Genomic DNA, 16,436 nt, shown 5'->3' on the forward strand with positions numbered 1-16,436 from the left:
CGATCCGAGTGAGTCCCAGTGAGTCCCAGTGAGTCCCAGTGGGTCCGAGTGGGTCCGAGTGTGGGAGCGGGCGGTCACATCGACCCGCCCGCCCCGGAGCCGCCCCGGAGCCGCCGCGCGCCTCCACGCGCCTCCGCGCCCGGCGTCAGCCCTCGAAGCCGGCCACGTTCTCCTCCGTGACCACCTTCACCGGAACCTTCACCATCTTCTCCACCTTCTCGCCGTCGGCGGCGCGCAACGCGTTGCGCACGGCGATCCGGCCGAGTTCCTTCGGCTGCTGCGCGACAGAGGCGTACAGCGAGCCCGCCTCGACCGCCTTCAGCCCGTCCGGCGTGCCGTCGAAGCCGACCACCTGGACCGACTTCCCGGCCTTGGAACCGAGCGCCTTGATCGCACCGAGCGCCATCTCGTCGTTCTCGGCGAAGACACCGTTGATGTCGGGGTGCGCCTGGAGCAGGTTCGTCATCACGTCCAGGCCCTTGGTGCGGTCGAAGTCCGCGGGCTGCTTGGCGACGACCCTGATGCCCGGGTACTCCTTCAGCCCGGCCGCGAAGCCCGCCCCGCGTTCCCGGCTGGCGGAGGTGCCGGCCTGGCCCTGGAGGATGACGATGGTGCCCTCGCCGCCGAGCTTCTCGGCGAGTGCCTTGGCGCCCAGCGCGCCGCCCTCGACGTTGTCGGAGGCGACCAGCGCGGCCGTGTCCGCCTTGTTGACCCCGCGGTCCACGGCGATGACGGGGATGTCCGCCTTGTTCGCGCCGCTCACCGCGGGCCCGGCGGCGTCGGAGTCGACCGGGTTGACGATGACGGAGGAGAGCGAGCCGCTGGTGAAGTTCTGCAGCTGGTTGGCCTGCTGGGAGGCGTCGTTCTGCGCGTCGGTGACCGTCAGGTCGACGCCCAGCTTCTTCGCCTCCGCCCTGGCACCGGCCTGGATCTGTACGAAGAACGGGTTGTTGAGCGTCGACAGCGACAGGCCGATCTTCTGTGTCCCGCCCGCCGTGGAACCGTTGTGCAGCAGCGAGGTCGCGCCGACGACCGCGATGGCGACCACGGCGGCGACGAGATAGGTGAGGGCCTGCTTGCCCCGGTTCCCGCCGCCGGACGCCCCGGCCGCGGGGGTGGTCGCGCCCGCCTTGCGGCGCAGTGTGTCGAACAGCACCGCCAGTGCGATGACCACACCGATCACGACCTGCTGCCAGAACGCGGAGACCGACAGCAGGTTGAGCCCGTTGCGCAGCACCGCCAGGATCAGCGCGCCGATCAGCGTGCCCGACGCCTTGCCGGTGCCGCCCGCGAGGGAGGCACCGCCGATGACGACGGCGGCGATCGCGTCCAGTTCGTAGCCCTGCGCGGCCTGCGGCTGCGCGGAGGCCAGCCGGGAGGCGAGCACGATGCCCGCGGTGGCGGCGAAGAGGCCGGAGAAGGCGTAGATGGCGAGCTTCTGCCGCTTCACGCGCAGACCCGAGAGGCGCGCGGCCTCCTCGTTGCCGCCGATGGCGTACATGGAACGGCCGATGTAGGTCCGCCCGAGGATGAAGGCGGTGAACAGCCCCATCACCACCATGACGAGCACCGGCACCGGCAGCCAGCCGCCGAGCGTGTCCCCGAGGTGGGAGACCGGGTCGGGGAAGGCGATGGGAGAACCCTGCGAGATGACGAGCGACAGCCCGCGGGCCACCGACAGCATCGCCAGCGTCGCGATGAAGGACGGCAGCTTCCCGTACGAGACGAGGAAACCGTTCACCAGACCACAGGCGATGCCCGTCGCGACGGCGAGGAGCACCGCGAGCACGTCCGGCATCCCGGCCGAGGTCGCGCTCCACGCCAGCACGGTCGCGGACAGCGCGGCGACGGAGCCGACCGACAGGTCGATGCCCGCCGAGACGATCACGAAGGTGACGCCGAAGGCGAGGATCGCGGTCACGGCGGCCTGCACGCCGACGTTGAGGAGGTTGTCGGCGGTCAGGAAGTCCCCGGACAGCGCCGACATGGCGATCACGAGGACGATCAGCGCGGTCAGCGCGCCGTTGTCGAGGAGCAGGCGGCGCAGGCCGCCCGAGGCGCCGCCCTGCGCGCCCGGCTTGCTCTTGAGCGTGTCAGTGGCCACCGTCGGCCTCCGTTCCCTTGCTGCTGTCGGTGCTGTGGGGGGTGCTGACGGCGAGTGCCATCACGGTGTCCTGGGTGGCCCGTTCGGCGGGAAGCTCGCCCGCCACGCGCCCCTGCGCCATGACCACGACCCGGTCGCTCATGCCGAGCACCTCCGGCAGGTCGCTGGAGATCATGAGCACGGCGGCACCGGCGGCCGTCAGTTCGTTGATCAGCTGATAGATCTCGACCTTGGCGCCGACGTCGATACCGCGCGTCGGCTCGTCGAGGATGAGCACCTTGGTGTCGGCCAGCAGCCACTTGCCGATGACGACCTTCTGCTGGTTGCCGCCGGAGAGGGTGCGCACGTGCTGCCCGAGCCCGGCCATCCGCACGCCGAGCTGCCCGGCGATCCGCTCCGCCGCCTCGTGCTGCCCCTTCAGGTCGACGAGGCCCGCGCGGGAGGTGGAGCGGAGCGTGACGAGCCCGAGGTTCTCCTCGACGGAGGCGTCGAGCACCAGCCCCTGCCCCTTGCGGTCCTCGGGCACGAGTCCGATCCCGGCCGCCATGGCGGCGTTCACGTCGTGACCGCGCAGCCGCTCACCGCCGACGTGCACGGACCCGGCGTCGTACGGATCGGCCCCGAACACCGCCCGGACCACCTCGGTCCGTCCGGCCCCGACGAGGCCCGCGATGCCGACGACCTCACCGGCCCGCACCTCGAAGCTCACGTCGTGGAAGACACCGTCCCGCGTCAGCCCCTCCACCGTCAGCAGCGCGTCCCCGGCGCCGGCACGCTCGCGCGGGTACTGCTGTTCGATGGACCGCCCCACCATGAGCCGTACGAGCTCGTCCTCGGGGGTGGCGGCGGGCACCTGCCCGACACTGCGGCCGTCCCGGATGACCGTGACCCTGTCTCCCAGGGCGGCGATCTCCTCCAGGTGGTGGGTGATGAAGACGATCCCCACCCCGTCCTCGCGCAGCCGCCGCACGATGACGAACAGCTTCTCGACCTCCTCGGAGGTCAGCACGGCGGTCGGCTCGTCCATGATCAGGACCCGGGCGTCCAGGCTGAGCGCCTTGGCGATCTCGACCATCTGCAGCCGCGCGATGCCGAGTTCACGCACCCGCGCACGGGGAGAGACCGTGACCCCCACCCGCTCGAGCAGCACCTCGGCGTCGGCGTCCATCTTCTTCCGGTCGATCATCCCGAAGCGGCGCGGCTGCCGCCCGAGGAAGATGTTCTCGGCGACCGTCAGCTCGGGGACCAGGTTGAACTCCTGGTAGATGGTGGCGATCCCGAGCCGCTCGGAGTCCTGCGCGCCCTGGACGCGCACCTCCTCGCCGCCGACCACGATCCGGCCGGCGTCGGGCGTGTAGGCGCCGGAGAGCATCTTGATCAGTGTGCTCTTGCCCGCGCCGTTCTCACCGAGGAGCACATGCACCTCGCCCCGGCGCAGGTCGAAGTCGACGCTGTCGAGCGCGACCACGCCGGGGAAGGTCTTGCGGATGCCCTCGATGCGCAGCAACTCGTCCGGACTGCGGCTGCTCACGGCGTACTCCTTCGTACGGGGGACGGGGTGGACGGGGATCCCCCGGGGCCCGCCTCACCGCAGGAACGGCGGACGACCAGCCGGGCCGGGAGGGTGACGGACGCACCGGTGCGCCCCCCGATCCGGTCGACCAGCGCGCACACGGCGGCCCGCCCCAGCTCCCGGGTCGGCTGGGCGATGGCGGTGACCGGCGGATCGGTGTGCACGAACCAGGGGATGTCGTCGAAGGCGGCCAGCGCGATGTCGTCGGGGACGCGCATCCCGCGTGCCCGTACGGCGTCCAGCGCGCCGAGCGCCATCAGGTTGTCGGCGGCGAACACGGCCTCGGGCGGTTCGGCCAGATCGAGGAAGCCCTCGGTGACCCGGCGCCCGCTGTCGGCCTGGAAGTCGCCCTGGCCGATGTAGGCGTCGGGGAGGGCGAGCCCGTACACGCCGAGCGCCTCACGGAAGGCGTCCACGCGCTCGCGCCCGGTGGTCGTGGCGGCCGGCCCGGCGATGATCGCGAGCCGCCGGTGCCCGAGCCCGTACAGATGCGCGACGAGATCCCGTACGGCGGCCCGCCCGTCCGACCTGACGACGGGCACGTCCACGCCGGGAATCCACCGGTCGACGAAGACCATGGGCGTGCCCGTGCGGGCGGCGTCCAGCATGCGGGGCGACCCGCCGTCGGTGGGGGAGACGAGCAGCCCGTCGATACGGCGGTCCAGCAGCGTCGTCACGTGGTGGTCCTGGAGATCGGGCCGCTCGTCGGCGTTGCCGATGATCACGCTGTACCCGAGCGCGCGGGCCTCCTCCTCGACGGAGCGGGCCAGCTCGGTGAAGTACGGGTTCATCACGTCGCTGATGACCAGGCCGAGGGTGCGGGTCTGATCGGTGCGCAGCGACCGGGCGACGGCGTTCGGCCGGTACCCCAGCCGTTCGACGGCGGCCGTCACACGCCGGCGGGCGTCCTCGCTGACCGACGGATGCCCGTTCAGCACCCGCGACACCGTGGCGACGGACACCCCTGCCTCGGCAGCGACGTCCTTGATGCTCGCCATCGCCGCTCCACCTCCTCGTGGAATCGATTACACGGAGGATTGGAATCGATTACACGAGGGAGGGCAAGGGGGTACCCGGTGGCCGAAACCGAATCGTGACCGGCGGGTGGTCCCCGCCCTCTTCGCAAGCGGGGTGGCGCCCTCGCCGTCCCTCCGCTCCGGGTCGGCTCCGGCCCGCAGGGCGGCCTTCACCCCGGCGATGTCACCTGCGGGAGTCGCATCGAAGAGACGCCGGGAGAGCTTCTTCCGCTGCCGCCGTTTCATGGAAGCCGAGGACAGCGACCGGGCGCGCGGCGAAGCGGCCGGGCTGAACAGGGAACGCCCTGATCAGGGCACGTGGAACAGAGTGGGGAAGCGAAGGGCGAGCCAGGGTTTGCGGCCCCGGGCGAACACGGCTCCGCGTGCCATGGCCTGCCACGGGCCCATACGCCCCAGCGCCATGACGAGGAAGGCGACCGGCTCGGTGAGAATGGTGCAGTCCGAGCGCTCCGGCGGGTCGGGAAGCACCTCGACCGTGCCGTCGGTGAACGTGACGCCGAATGTCTCGCCGCCCCGGACGCGCACGGTGTAACGGGCCGTCAGCGCGGAGGCGGCGGCGACGCGCGGCATCGCCGTCTTCAGGAACGGCAGGCACAGCCCGACCCGCGTCTCGTCGATCATGTGCGGCCGACGCAGCCCACGGGCCAGATCGTAACCGTGGCCCAACATGTGGGTCAGCAGGTACGAGGCGAAGACGTCCTGGTCCATGGGACCGAGTGGGGTCAGGAACGTCCGGCCCGCGGTCCCTTCCGCCGTGGCTCGGCCCATCGCGTCCAGGAACGCGTCGGCCTGCTCCACGATCATCGCGGCCAGCGGTTCCGCCGCGCGCTGGGGGAACTCGGCGAGACTGCGTGCGTTGGCCGCCGCGAGACTCTGCGGTGTGCCGTCTCCGTAGACGCGTTCCTGACCGGACGCGACATCGGCCATCAGGCCGTTGGCGAGTGCCAGGTGGGCGGCCGTCTCGCCGACGGTCCACTCCAGCCCCGGTACGGGAACGGTCATGTCCGTCGCGCCGTCCAGGAGCACGGCGATGGCACTGGCGGTCTCCCGTATCGCCCGGCCGAGTCCTTCCGGCAGGGAGTCCCCGGTCCTCGTCTGTGTTCCCCGGTCCACGCCGCTCGTTGCTCCTCGCGTCTCCGTGATCACGCACTCGTAGGGCGGTACGAAACCAGACCGACCGGTCAGTAGCAAGGGTGTGGGCGCCCGCACGGAAACCGGCTCGGGGCCTGTCCGGCAGCTCCGCCGAACAGGCCCGCCCTCAGGCGGCACCCAGCTCGCACCGCACGTACTTGCCCCGGCTGCCGTCCCTGGCCAGGGGCTGCCACCCCCACACATCGGCGCACGCCCGCACCAGGGCGAGGCCCCGCCCGTCCTCCGACTCGTCCCCTGCCGCGAACGGCCGTGGCGGCTGCGGCGGTTCGGGGTCCGCGTCCCACGCCCCGATCCGCAAAGCGGCCGCAGGGGAGCCCTGACGAGAGCGCGGCGCCGCTTGGGAAGGTGAACGTGAAGGGATCCGAGGGCCGCCTCAGGGATCACTCGATCCGCTCGATGCGTTCGAAGATGTCCGCGTCCGTTTCCTGCTGCCAGCCCGGTAGATCGGCCCAGTCGGCGACATAGCCGGGCTTCGGATTCTCGAAGTGCTTGAACATCTGTGCGGTCCAGCAGGTCGCCACGAAGCGGCCCTTCTGCTCACGGGTGAGCCGTGTGGCGTGCCCTGCGCTGACCTCGATGAAGTCGCGGACCTGCCCGTACACGGCTGCGGCGGCCTCGCGCTCCCACTCGGGCGTCTCCTCCCACGGCGTGACGTAGCCGGGCTTCGGTTCACCCGGGTAATGCTTGGTCACACCGGCGATCCATGCCTCGCGGAAGACTCGACCGTCACTCATGTGTGTGTCCCTCTCGTCAGGCGGTACGCGAAAGCGCCGCGATTCGGTGATCAAGATGCGAGATGCGGTCGTCGGGCACGAGCGGGGCAAGACGCTCTCTGAGTCCATCCAGCTTCTTACCGATGAATCCCGAGTTCGACTGGTCGGCCAAGCCGATCGCAGCCTCCGCGTAGTGGACGACCTGGTCGATGTCGCGCCTCTGGACTCCGAGAAGGGCGAGGTCGCTCAGTACGGCGGCTCGGCGGCGCAGCGACAGTGGCTGGGCGAGGGCAGAGGTGAGCGCGTTCTCTGCGAGGTCGGGCCGGCCGAGCTGGAGGTAGCAGGCTCCTCGCTCCTCGGGGAGACGGGAGCCGTTGAAGCGGAGCCAACCGCCGTTGTGGGAGGAACCGTCGAGAACGTGCACCTTCTCGGCTTCGTCGAGGGATCGAGTGCAGGCGTCGAAGTCTCCCACGGCGGCGTGCGCCTCAGCCTCGACGGCGGCGACCCAGTGGCGAGTGGACAAGGTGCTGTCGCCCCGCTGGGCGATCCGGGCGGCGGCGGCCAACAGAGGTTGCGCAGCGGGCGCACGGCGGGCATAGAGCTCGACGTAGGCGTGCCGGGTCATGGCGCAGGCCCAGAGGTCGTCATCACCGCCGGTTTGAGCCGCTTGGGCGGCCAGCGTGTAGCACCGGGCGGCGTCGGTGTACCGGTTGGCGTCGAAGAAGAGTTCGCCGGCGAGCTGATAGACGTCGGCCGTCATCGCGCACAGTCTCACCTTGTCCGCCGCGGTACGCGCCTCGGCCAGCCCCGTCGTCAGGGTGTCGAGCTGCTTGCGGACTGCCGGGAGGACACTTTGCTTGGAGTCCGAGAGGCTGTAGACCCGCCACAGGCTTCGGTGTAGGTCGTCCCCTGATTCCAGCAGGGCTGCCGCCGTGTGTCCTCGGGACGCGTCGTCCGGGCCGGGCAAGGTGACCAGCGCGCTCGTGACGGCGAGCAGACCCAGGACGTCGCGGCGCTTCATATCGTCCTCGTTCCCGCGCAGCGGGGCGTCAGGGAGCATGGCGTTTCCGGTCGGCTGTCCTTCAAAGAGAAGCCCTTCCAGCTCAGAGAGGGTGACTCCCAGCACGGCGGCAATCTTGGGCCGTTGGTGCGGCTGCGGTGCGGCACGGCCGCCTTCCCACCGAATCACGGTGGACGGGGCCACCGCGAGCGCTTCGGCGAGTTCCTCTTGGGAGTAACCCTGCGAGGTCCGCAGAGCGGCCAAGCGCTGACGTCTCAATGGCATTGGTCTCCTCTCAGGGAAGATCGACCTCCCCAACGCGCTGCTGGCGCCCGGAAAACGCCAGGGAGATGCACGGGGTCCGCTCTGGAAGAAGGTAACGGATCGTCATTCACTGGTCACACACCGTCCGACGGCCGGAACCCAATGGTCGGCTCACTCGATGTTGTGCAGAACCCCCCCTGCAACAGAAGGAGTAGTTCCATGCCCACCTCCGTCGCACCTCCCTGCCTCGCGCGGCCGTGGGGGGTCAGCCGGCTGGCGCCCTACCCGGCCACCATCCGCAGGCCCCATGCCACGGTTGCTGTCGACCCTGCCACCCAGCTCGGAGTGTTCCGTGACCGCGACGGTCACGTGGTCGAGATGGGTAAGCACGGCACCAGCTCCGGTACCGAGACCTCCACGACGACGAACTCGGACTCCCGGAACGACCAGGGGCACGACCAGGACAGCAATCAGGACTGATGACCATGACCGAGACGAGGCCGGTGCTGGTGGTCACCGAGGTGGACGACATCACCGCCGACATGGTGATTACGGAGCTGAACCGACGCGGTGTGCCGGTGGTCCGGTTCAACCCCGCCGACATCGGTGAAGACCTCACGGTCTCGGCTCGGTTCGGTGTTGGTCCGGCCCCTCTGGCCGGGCAGGTACGCACTCCGTCGAGAACTATCGATCTGGAACGCGTCCGGTCGGTGTACTGGCGCCGTCCGCAGTGGCCGTCGTTCTCCCACCTGACTCCTGACGACTCCCACTTCGCGGCGGCGCAGGTCCGCTACGGACTCGGGGGTGTTCTCTACGCCTTGGCCGGCCCGCTCTGGGTCAACCACCCGTTGCGGATCGCCGCGGCCGACTACAAACCTGCTCAGCTTGCGCTCGCCCGGCGGCTCGGCTTCAGGGTCCCACCGACCCTTGTCACCAACGACCCTGACGCAGCGCGTGAGTTCGTCCGCGCCCAGCGGGATGCGATTTTCAAGACGCTACGGTGGACCCCGTACAGACGAGAGGGAGTGCCGGTGACCGGATGGGCCACCCCCGTCACCGCCGACGAGATCGACGACAGCGTTCGGGTCACCCCGCACCTGTTCCAGGCTCGCGTGCACAAGGCAGCCGATGTCCGCGTCGTGATCGCGGGCCGGCACACGTTCGCCGTGCGCATCGATTCCGAACTGTTGGACTGGCGCCAGGACTACAGCAGCCTGACCTATGCCGTCGAACGCCTCCCCGATCGTGTGGACAAGGCACTGCACGCCTGTCTGGACTCCCTGGAGCTGGTATCAGGGAGCTTCGATCTCGCGGTGGACCGGGAGGGGAACTACTGGTGGCTGGAGCTGAATCCCAATGGCCAGTGGGGATGGCTGGAGACGGAGACCGGCCTCGGGATGTCCGCCGCCTTCGCCGGGTTGCTCATGGAAGGAGACCGCCGATGACGGACGCGGCATTCGAGCGGCGTCGTATGGCCGTGAGTCTCGTGAACAGCGGCGTCCTGAAATCGCCCTGGCTGCGCGCAGCCGTGGAGGCCGTCCCCCGTGAGCGGTTCCTGCGCCCTGGCGTCTTCATCGACGAGGGGCGGACCTGGCGGCCGGTCACCGCGCTCGACACCGACCCGGAGGAGTGGCTGAGGATCGTGTACGGCCTCGATACCCTCACCACCCAGCTCGACGGCCACCTCACCGCCGACGGAACCGGCGAACCCGTCACGGGTGTGCCCACGTCGTCCTCCACCGATCCGACCACCGTCGTCGGGATGATCGAGGCCCTGGACCTCATGGCGGAACACCGCGTCCTGGAGATCGGCACGGGCACCGGATACTCGACGGCCCTCCTGTGCCACTACGTCGGTGAGGACAACGTCACCACGATCGAGGTCGACCCCCAGGTGGCGGCCCGTGCCGATGCCGCCCTCGAAGCCGCCGGCCACTCGACGTGGACAGTGACGGGCGACGGGCTCCTCGGTCACCCGCAGCGGGCACCGTACGACAGGGTCGTGGCCACCTGCGCGGTCCGCCGCATTCCGTACACGTGGGTCCGGCAGACGAAGCACGGTGGCGTCATTCTCGGAACGGTCGGCTCCTGGCCTTGGGGAACCGGCCTGGCGAAGGTCACCGTCGGTGAGGACGGCACCGCCGAAGGCGCGATCATCGCTCGCGCCTCTTTCATGCAGGCCCGGGCTCAGGCGATGACACCCCTGGCCGGAGACCTCACCGCCCGCACCGCCTACGCCGACACCGACCGCTTGGCGCGGCTGTCTCCTCATGTCCTGGAGGAGTGGATGCCCGCCTTCCTCGCACAGCTTGTGGCGCCCGGGGCTCAGTTCGTTCGAGCCACTCGCAGCGATGGCGCACCGTTGCGGTTCCTTTTCGACGCCGAGCGGGAATCGTTCGCCGAGTTCATCGTCGACGGCGGGATCTGGACCGTACGCCAAGGCGGCCCGGTCGCCCTCTGGGACGACATCGAGCGCGCCCTCGTGGTCTGGCAGGACCACGGCAGTCCGGGAATCGAGGCTGTGCGGCTCCGCGTCACCGACAGATCGCACGTGTACTGGGTCGAGGGCAGTCCGTCGCTGCGCTGGGAGCATCGCCTTGTCCGATGACGAACCGATGTCGCGGTGGGCCGAGCGCCGTGCCGCCAAGGTCGGACGGCTCCGTGCCGTCCCCTTGACCGGGGGTGACGGTCCACAGGGAGCACATCTGACTCCTGACGCCCCACGAGTGATCCCGTGGTGGAACGGGTACTTGTGGGAGCCGTACGCCCTCACGGTCAACCTCGCGGAGGCCAAGCGCATCCTGTTTCCCAGCCCCGAGCCCACTCCGGCCCCGAGGCCGGTTCCGCTGACCGAGCCCGGCCATGGGACCGGCAGGCACCGAAAGCCTCAGGCGCCGCGATAGCCATGGGGACCTGCAGGCCACCGTCCAGGGCACTCACCGCTTCCCTGGCAGCGCGCCTTCTTCAGCCGCCTGCCTGCCCCGGCAGCGAGTGCTGTGGCACGGCACACGTGTCGTACGTCCGGTGAACCCGGAATACTTCGGTCCCTCGCGCATCTGTACAGCAGTGTCCCTGACTCCCTAGACAAGAGAGCCGAAGATGCTCATCGGAGTGATACGAGAGACCAAACCCGGAGAGACCCGGGTGGCGGCCACGCCTGTGACGGTCAAGCAGCTGACCGGGCTGGGATACGAGGTGGTGGTCGAGGCCGGGGCGGGTGAGGGCTCGGGGTTCACCGACGAGGCGTACGCCGGAGCCGGTGCCACGGTGGGTACGTCCGGGCAGGCGTGGGGTGCCGACCTGGTCTTCCGGGTGAACGGCCCCGAACTCTCCGAAGTGCACCGGATCAAGGAGGGGGCGACGCTGGTCGCCCCGCTGGCTCCGGCGGCCCGCGGCGACCTGCTGACGGCGCTGGCCGCGCGCAAGATCGACGCCTTCGCGATGGACGTGGTCCCGCGCATCTCCCGGGCCCAGTCGCTGGACATCCTCTCCAGCCAGGCCAACATCGCCGGATACCGGGCGGTCATCGAGGCGGCGCACCACTTCGGCCGCTTCTTCACCGGGCAGGTGACCGCGGCGGGCAAGGTGCCGCCGGCCAAGGTGCTCGTCGCCGGAGCCGGTGTGGCGGGCCTGGCCGCGATCGGGGCCGCCGCCTCCCTGGGGGCGATCGTCCGGGCCACCGACCCGCGGCCGGAGGTCGCCGACCAGGTGAAGTCGGTCGGCGGTGCCTACCTGCCGGTGGACGTCGCGGTCGAGGAGTCGGCCGACGGGTACGCCAGGGCGACCTCCGAGGCGTACGACAGGCGGGCCGCGGAGATCTACTCCGAGCAGGCCGCGGAGGTGGACATCATCATCACCACGGCCCTGATCCCGGGACGGGCCGCGCCGCGGCTGATCACGGCCGCCGACGTCGCCGCCATGAAACGGGGCAGCGTCATCGTCGACATGGCCGCAGCCCAGGGCGGGAACGTCGAGGGCACGGTCAAGGACGAGGTCGTCGTCACCGACAACGGCGTGACGATCATCGGCTACACCGACCTGCCGGCGCGTCTGCCGGCGCAGTCGTCCCAGCTGTACAGCGCCAACCTGGTCAGCCTGATGAAGCTGCTCACCCCCGCCAAGGACGGCCAGGTCGCACTGGACCTCGAGGACACCGTGCAGCGCGGGCTGACCGTGGTCCACGAGGGGGAGGTGCTCTGGCCGCCGCCCCCGGTGCAGGTGTCGGCGGCCCCGGCCGCGACGGCGAAGGCGCCGGAGAGGAGGGCGGAGCAGAAGGCGGGCAAGAAGCTCTCGCCGGCCGTCAGGACGGCCCTGGTCGGCGCCGGTGCGCTGGCGCTGTTCCTGATCAACGCGTTCGCGCCGTCGCAGATCACCCAGCACTTCACCGTGCTGGCGCTGGCGACCGTGGTCGGCTTCTACGTGATCGGGCACGTGCACCACGCGCTGCACACACCGCTGATGTCGGTCACCAACGCCATCTCCGGGATCGTCGTGGTGGGTTCACTGCTGCAGCTGACCGGGTCCGACAACGTGGTGCTGGTGCTCGCCGGCGTCGCCACGCTGCTCGCCTCGATCAACATCTTCGGCGGCTTCGCCGTCACCCGCCGCATGCTCTCGATGTTCCGGAAGGCCTGACACGACATGGACATCCTCTCGGCCTCCGGCGCGGCGTACCTGGTCGCCGCCCTGCTGTTCATCCTCGCGCTGGCCGGGCTCTCCCGGCACGAGAGCGCCGTCCAGGGCTGGGGCTACGGTGTCGCGGGCATGACGCTCGCGCTCGCCGCCACGGTCCTGCGGGTCACCGACGTCGCTCCGGCCGCCTCCGTCATCGTGCTGGTGTCCGCGGTCGCGGTCGGCGCGGTCGTCGGACTGTGGGCCGCGAGACGGGTGGAGATGACCGGCATGCCCGAACTCATCGCGCTGCTGCACTCCTTCGTCGGTCTGGCCGCGGTGCTGATCGGCTGGAACGGTCACCTGGAGGCGGGTTCGCACGCGGACGGCATCCATCACGCCGAGGTCTTCATCGGCGTCTTCATCGGCGCGGTCACCTTCACCGGCTCGGTCGTCGCCTTCCTCAAGCTGTCGGCGCGGATGAAGTCCGCTCCGCTGATGCTGCCGGGCAAGAACGCCGTCAACGTCGGCGCGCTCGCCGCCTTCGTCGTCCTCACCGTGCTGTACGTCGTCACTCCCGCGCTCGGGCTGCTGATCGCGGTCACCGTGCTGGCGCTGGCGCTCGGCTGGCACCTGGTCGCCTCCATCGGCGGCGGTGACATGCCCGTGGTCGTCTCGATGCTCAACAGCTACTCCGGCTGGGCGGCCGCCGCTTCGGGGTTCCTGCTGCAGAACGACCTGCTGATCGTCACCGGCGCGCTGGTCGGCTCCTCCGGCGCCTACCTCTCCTACATCATGTGCAAGGCGATGAACCGCTCCTTCCTCTCGGTGATCGCCGGCGGCTTCGGGATCGAGGCCGGCCCGTCCGGCGACCAGGACCACGGTGAGCACCGGGAGGTCTCCGCCGAGGAGACGGCCGAACTCCTCCTGTCGGCCTCGTCCGTCGTGATCACCCCCGGCTACGGCATGGCGGTGGCCCAGGCCCAGTACCCGGTCGCGGAGCTGACCCGGCTGCTGCAGGAGAAGGGCGTCGACGTGCGCTTCGCCGTCCACCCGGTGGCCGGCCGACTGCCGGGCCACATGAACGTGCTGCTGGCCGAGGCGAAGGTGCCCTACGACATCGTCCTGGAGATGGACGAGATCAACGACGACCTCTCCGCCACCGACGTCGTGCTCGTCATCGGAGCCAACGACACCGTCAACCCGGCGGCGACCGACGACCCGGACTCGCCGATCGCCGGGATGCCGGTGCTGCGGGTGTGGGAGGCCGGGAACGTGGTGGTCTTCAAGCGGTCGATGGCCGCGGGCTACGCCGGGGTGCAGAACCCGCTGTTCTTCCGGGAGAACTCCCAGATGCTCTTCGGCGACGCCAAGACCCGGGTCGACGAGATCGTGGGCGCCCTCTCGAGGGTGCCCGCCTGAGCGGCGCCGGACGGCAGCCGGCCGGTGCGGTCCTTCCCGGGTCGCGCCGGCCGGCCGTCCGCGGGGTTTGCGGACCGGACACCCCCTGTCACACCGCACCGGTACCGTCGGATCATGCCCAACCAGTCCCCGGCCGGGGCCGCAGCCCCCCCAGAGCGCCGCCTCGCCACCCTCGAAGGTGTACTGGAGCGGATCACCTACGCCAACGAGGAGAACGGCTACACGGTCGCCCGGGTCGACACCGGCAGAGGCGCCGGTGATCTGCTCACCGTGGTCGGTGCGCTGCTCGGCGCGCAGGTCGGGGAGTCCCTCCGGATGGAGGGGAGCTGGGGGTCGCACCCGCAGTACGGCAAGCAGTTCCACGTCGAGAACTACACGACCGTGCTGCCGGCCACCGTCCAGGGCATCCGGCGCTATCTGGGATCCGGACTGGTCAAGGGCATCGGCCCGGTCTTCGCCGACCGGATCACCCAGCACTTCGGCATCGACACCCTCACCGTCATCGAGGAGGAGCCCGAGCGGCTCATCGAGGTCCCCGGGCTCGGGCCCAAGCGGACCAGGAAGATCGCCGACGCCTGGGAGGAGCAGAAGGCGATCAAGGAGGTCATGCTCTTCCTCCAGACCGTGGAGGTGTCCACCTCCATCGCCGTGCGCATCTACAAGAAGTACGGCGACGCCTCGATCTCCGTCGTGAAGAACCAGCCGTACCGCCTCGCCGCCGACGTCTGGGGCATCGGCTTCCTCACCGCCGACAGGATCGCCCAGTCCGTCGGCATCCCGCACGACAGCCCCGACCGGGCGAAGGCCGGACTGCAGTACGCGCTGTCGCAGGCCACCGACCAGGGGCACTGCTATCTCCCCGAGGAGAAGCTGATCGCCGACGCGGTGAAGCTGCTCCAGGTGGACACCGGGCTCGTCATCGAGTGCCTCGCCGAGCTGGCCGCCGAACCCGCGGAGGGGGAGGACCCCGGAGTCGTGCGGGAGAAGGTCCCCGACCCCCAGGGCGGCGATCCCGTCACCGCCGTCTACCTGGTCCCCTTCCATCGCGCCGAGGTCGCCCTCTCCGCCCAGGTGCGGCGGCTCCTGCGCGCGGACGAGGACCGGATGCCGGCGTTCCGGGACGTGGCCTGGGAGAAGGCGCTGGGCTGGCTGCGGGGCCGTACCGGAACGGACCTGGCCGCCGAGCAGGAGGCCGCCGTCCGGCTGGCCCTGACCGAGAAGGTCGCCGTCCTCACCGGCGGACCCGGCTGCGGCAAGTCCTTCACGGTCCGCTCGATCGTGGAGCTGGCCCGCGCCAAGCAGGCCAGGGTCGTCCTCGCCGCTCCCACCGGCCGCGCGGCGAAGCGGCTCGCCGAGCTGACCGGCGCCGAGGCCTCCACCGTGCACCGCCTGCTGGAGCTCAGGCCCGGCGGGGACGCGGCCTACGACCGGGACCGCCCGCTCGACGCCGACCTGGTGGTGGTCGACGAGGCGTCCATGCTGGACCTGCTGCTCGCCAACAAGCTGGTCAAGGCGGTGCCCCCGGGCGCCCACCTGCTCTTCGTCGGCGATGTCGACCAGCTCCCCAGCGTCGGCGCCGGCGAGGTGCTGCGGGACCTCCTCGCCGACGGCAGCCCCGTCCCCGCCGTCCGGCTCACCCGGGTCTTCCGCCAGGCCCAGCAGTCCGGCGTGGTGACCAACGCGCACCGGATCAACGCCGGGCAGCATCCCGTCACCGACGGCATGAAGGACTTCTTCCTCTTCGTCGAGGACGACACCGAGGAGGCGGGCCGGCTCACCGTGGACGTCGCGGCGCGCCGCATCCCGGCGAAGTTCGGCCTCGACCCGCGCCGTGACGTGCAGGTCCTCGCGCCCATGCACCGCGGACCGGCCGGCGCGGGCACGCTCAACGGGCTGCTCCAGCAGGCCATCACCCCCGGCCGCCCCGACCTCGCCGAGAAGCGGTTCGGCGGCCGGGTCTTCCGCGTCGGCGACAAGGTGACCCAGATCCGCAACAATTACGAGAAGGGGGAGAACGGAGTCTTCAACGGCACCGTGGGCGTCGTCACCGCGCTCGACCCGGTCGACCAGCGCCTGACGGTGCGGACCGACGAGGACGAGGAGGTGCCGTACGACTTCGACGAACTCGACGAACTGGCACACGCCTACGCCGTGACCATCCACCGCTCCCAGGGCAGCGAGTACCCGGCGGTCGTCATCCCGGTGACGACGGGCGCCTGGATGATGCTCCAGCGCAATCTGATCTACACGGCGGTCACCCGGGCCAGACAGCTGGTCGTCCTGGTCGGCTCCCGCAAGGCGATCGGACAGGCGGTGCGCACGGTCTCGGCGGGCCGCCGGTGCACGGCGCTGGACTTCCGGCTCGCCGGTTCCCGCCTCACGGACGGGTGAATCACCGCCGTGAGCGGTCCGTCACCAAAAAATGATCGATCAAATGAGTCACGAAGGTCACAGAGGCCTTCCGGAAGCGGAACGCAGCGGGCAGGATGGGGAAGTTGGCGGCACTCAGTGCCGCCGATAGGCCCGATGGTCGACCCCGAGTGCACTCTCCTGAGCCAAG

General features: G+C 70.3%; 13 protein-coding genes and 1 pseudogene. 7 read left to right on the forward strand and 7 right to left on the reverse strand.

What is annotated here, in order from left to right:
• Positions 1-145 precede the first annotated feature (145 nt).
• The 7 genes and pseudogenes from HTV45_RS09500 to HTV45_RS09530 all read right to left on the reverse strand — a co-directional run bounded on the left by HTV45_RS09500 (position 146) and on the right by HTV45_RS09530 (position 7,843).
• Positions 146-2,104, reverse strand: a complete 1,959-nt coding sequence (locus tag HTV45_RS09500) for a substrate-binding domain-containing protein (RefSeq protein WP_215205216.1) — start codon at positions 2,102-2,104, stop codon at positions 146-148.
• A complete protein-coding gene (locus HTV45_RS09505) occupies positions 2,094-3,635 on the reverse strand; it encodes a sugar ABC transporter ATP-binding protein (protein WP_215205217.1) in 1,542 nt (513 codons plus the stop codon). The genes HTV45_RS09500 and HTV45_RS09505 overlap by 11 nt, the downstream gene beginning before the upstream one ends.
• Positions 3,632-4,675, reverse strand: a complete 1,044-nt coding sequence (locus HTV45_RS09510) for a LacI family DNA-binding transcriptional regulator (RefSeq protein WP_215205218.1) — start codon at positions 4,673-4,675, stop codon at positions 3,632-3,634. The genes HTV45_RS09505 and HTV45_RS09510 overlap by 4 nt, the downstream gene beginning before the upstream one ends.
• 327 nt (positions 4,676-5,002) lie before the next feature.
• Positions 5,003-5,827, reverse strand: a complete 825-nt coding sequence (locus tag HTV45_RS09515; protein ID WP_215205219.1) for a maleylpyruvate isomerase family mycothiol-dependent enzyme — start codon at positions 5,825-5,827, stop codon at positions 5,003-5,005.
• 145 nt (positions 5,828-5,972) lie between these two features.
• Positions 5,973-6,164 (reverse strand): annotated as a pseudogene (locus HTV45_RS09520) (ATP-binding protein); the annotation flags it as partial.
• Between the two features lie 82 nt (positions 6,165-6,246).
• Complete coding sequence (locus HTV45_RS09525; RefSeq protein ID WP_215205220.1) at positions 6,247-6,600, reverse strand: hypothetical protein; 354 nt, start codon at positions 6,598-6,600, stop codon at positions 6,247-6,249.
• 16 nt (positions 6,601-6,616) lie between these two features.
• Positions 6,617-7,843, reverse strand: a complete 1,227-nt coding sequence (locus HTV45_RS09530; protein ID WP_251691820.1) for a helix-turn-helix transcriptional regulator — start codon at positions 7,841-7,843, stop codon at positions 6,617-6,619.
• A 219-nt stretch (positions 7,844-8,062) separates the two neighbouring features.
• Between HTV45_RS09530 and tgmA the strand changes: the two genes are divergently transcribed.
• The 7 genes from tgmA to HTV45_RS09560 all read left to right on the forward strand — a co-directional run bounded on the left by tgmA (position 8,063) and on the right by HTV45_RS09560 (position 16,267).
• Complete coding sequence (tgmA, locus tag HTV45_RS09535) at positions 8,063-8,323, forward strand: putative ATP-grasp-modified RiPP (RefSeq protein ID WP_215205222.1); 261 nt, start codon at positions 8,063-8,065, stop codon at positions 8,321-8,323.
• A gap of 5 nt (positions 8,324-8,328) precedes the next feature.
• Positions 8,329-9,288 (forward strand): ATP-grasp ribosomal peptide maturase, encoded by a 960-nt coding sequence (gene tgmB / locus HTV45_RS09540; RefSeq protein ID WP_215205281.1) that lies wholly within the window; start codon positions 8,329-8,331, stop codon positions 9,286-9,288.
• Positions 9,285-10,451, forward strand: a complete 1,167-nt coding sequence (tgmC, locus tag HTV45_RS09545; protein WP_215205223.1) for an ATP-grasp peptide maturase system methyltransferase — start codon at positions 9,285-9,287, stop codon at positions 10,449-10,451. Before tgmB ends, tgmC begins: the two co-directional genes overlap by 4 nt.
• Before the next feature lie 7 nt (positions 10,452-10,458).
• The gene (locus HTV45_RS34185) at positions 10,459-10,746 is read left to right on the forward strand and encodes a DUF6087 family protein (RefSeq protein WP_251691848.1); all 288 of its coding nucleotides are present in this window, start codon (positions 10,459-10,461) and stop codon (positions 10,744-10,746) included.
• A 196-nt stretch (positions 10,747-10,942) separates the two neighbouring features.
• A complete protein-coding gene (locus HTV45_RS09550; protein WP_215205224.1) occupies positions 10,943-12,478 on the forward strand; it encodes a Re/Si-specific NAD(P)(+) transhydrogenase subunit alpha in 1,536 nt (511 codons plus the stop codon).
• A gap of 6 nt (positions 12,479-12,484) precedes the next feature.
• Positions 12,485-13,876, forward strand: coding sequence for a Re/Si-specific NAD(P)(+) transhydrogenase subunit beta (gene pntB / locus HTV45_RS09555; protein WP_215205225.1), 1,392 nt, complete (start codon positions 12,485-12,487; stop codon positions 13,874-13,876).
• A 114-nt stretch (positions 13,877-13,990) separates the two neighbouring features.
• Positions 13,991-16,267 carry an ATP-dependent RecD-like DNA helicase gene (locus tag HTV45_RS09560; protein ID WP_215205226.1) on the forward strand — a complete coding sequence of 759 codons (2,277 nt, stop codon included), beginning with the start codon at positions 13,991-13,993 and terminating at the stop codon, positions 16,265-16,267.
• The last annotated feature ends 169 nt before the right edge of the window (positions 16,268-16,436 follow it).

Source organism: Streptomyces sp. CHD11, from assembly GCF_018638295.1.
In the GTDB taxonomy this organism is placed as follows: Bacteria; Actinomycetota; Actinomycetes; order Streptomycetales; family Streptomycetaceae; genus Streptomyces.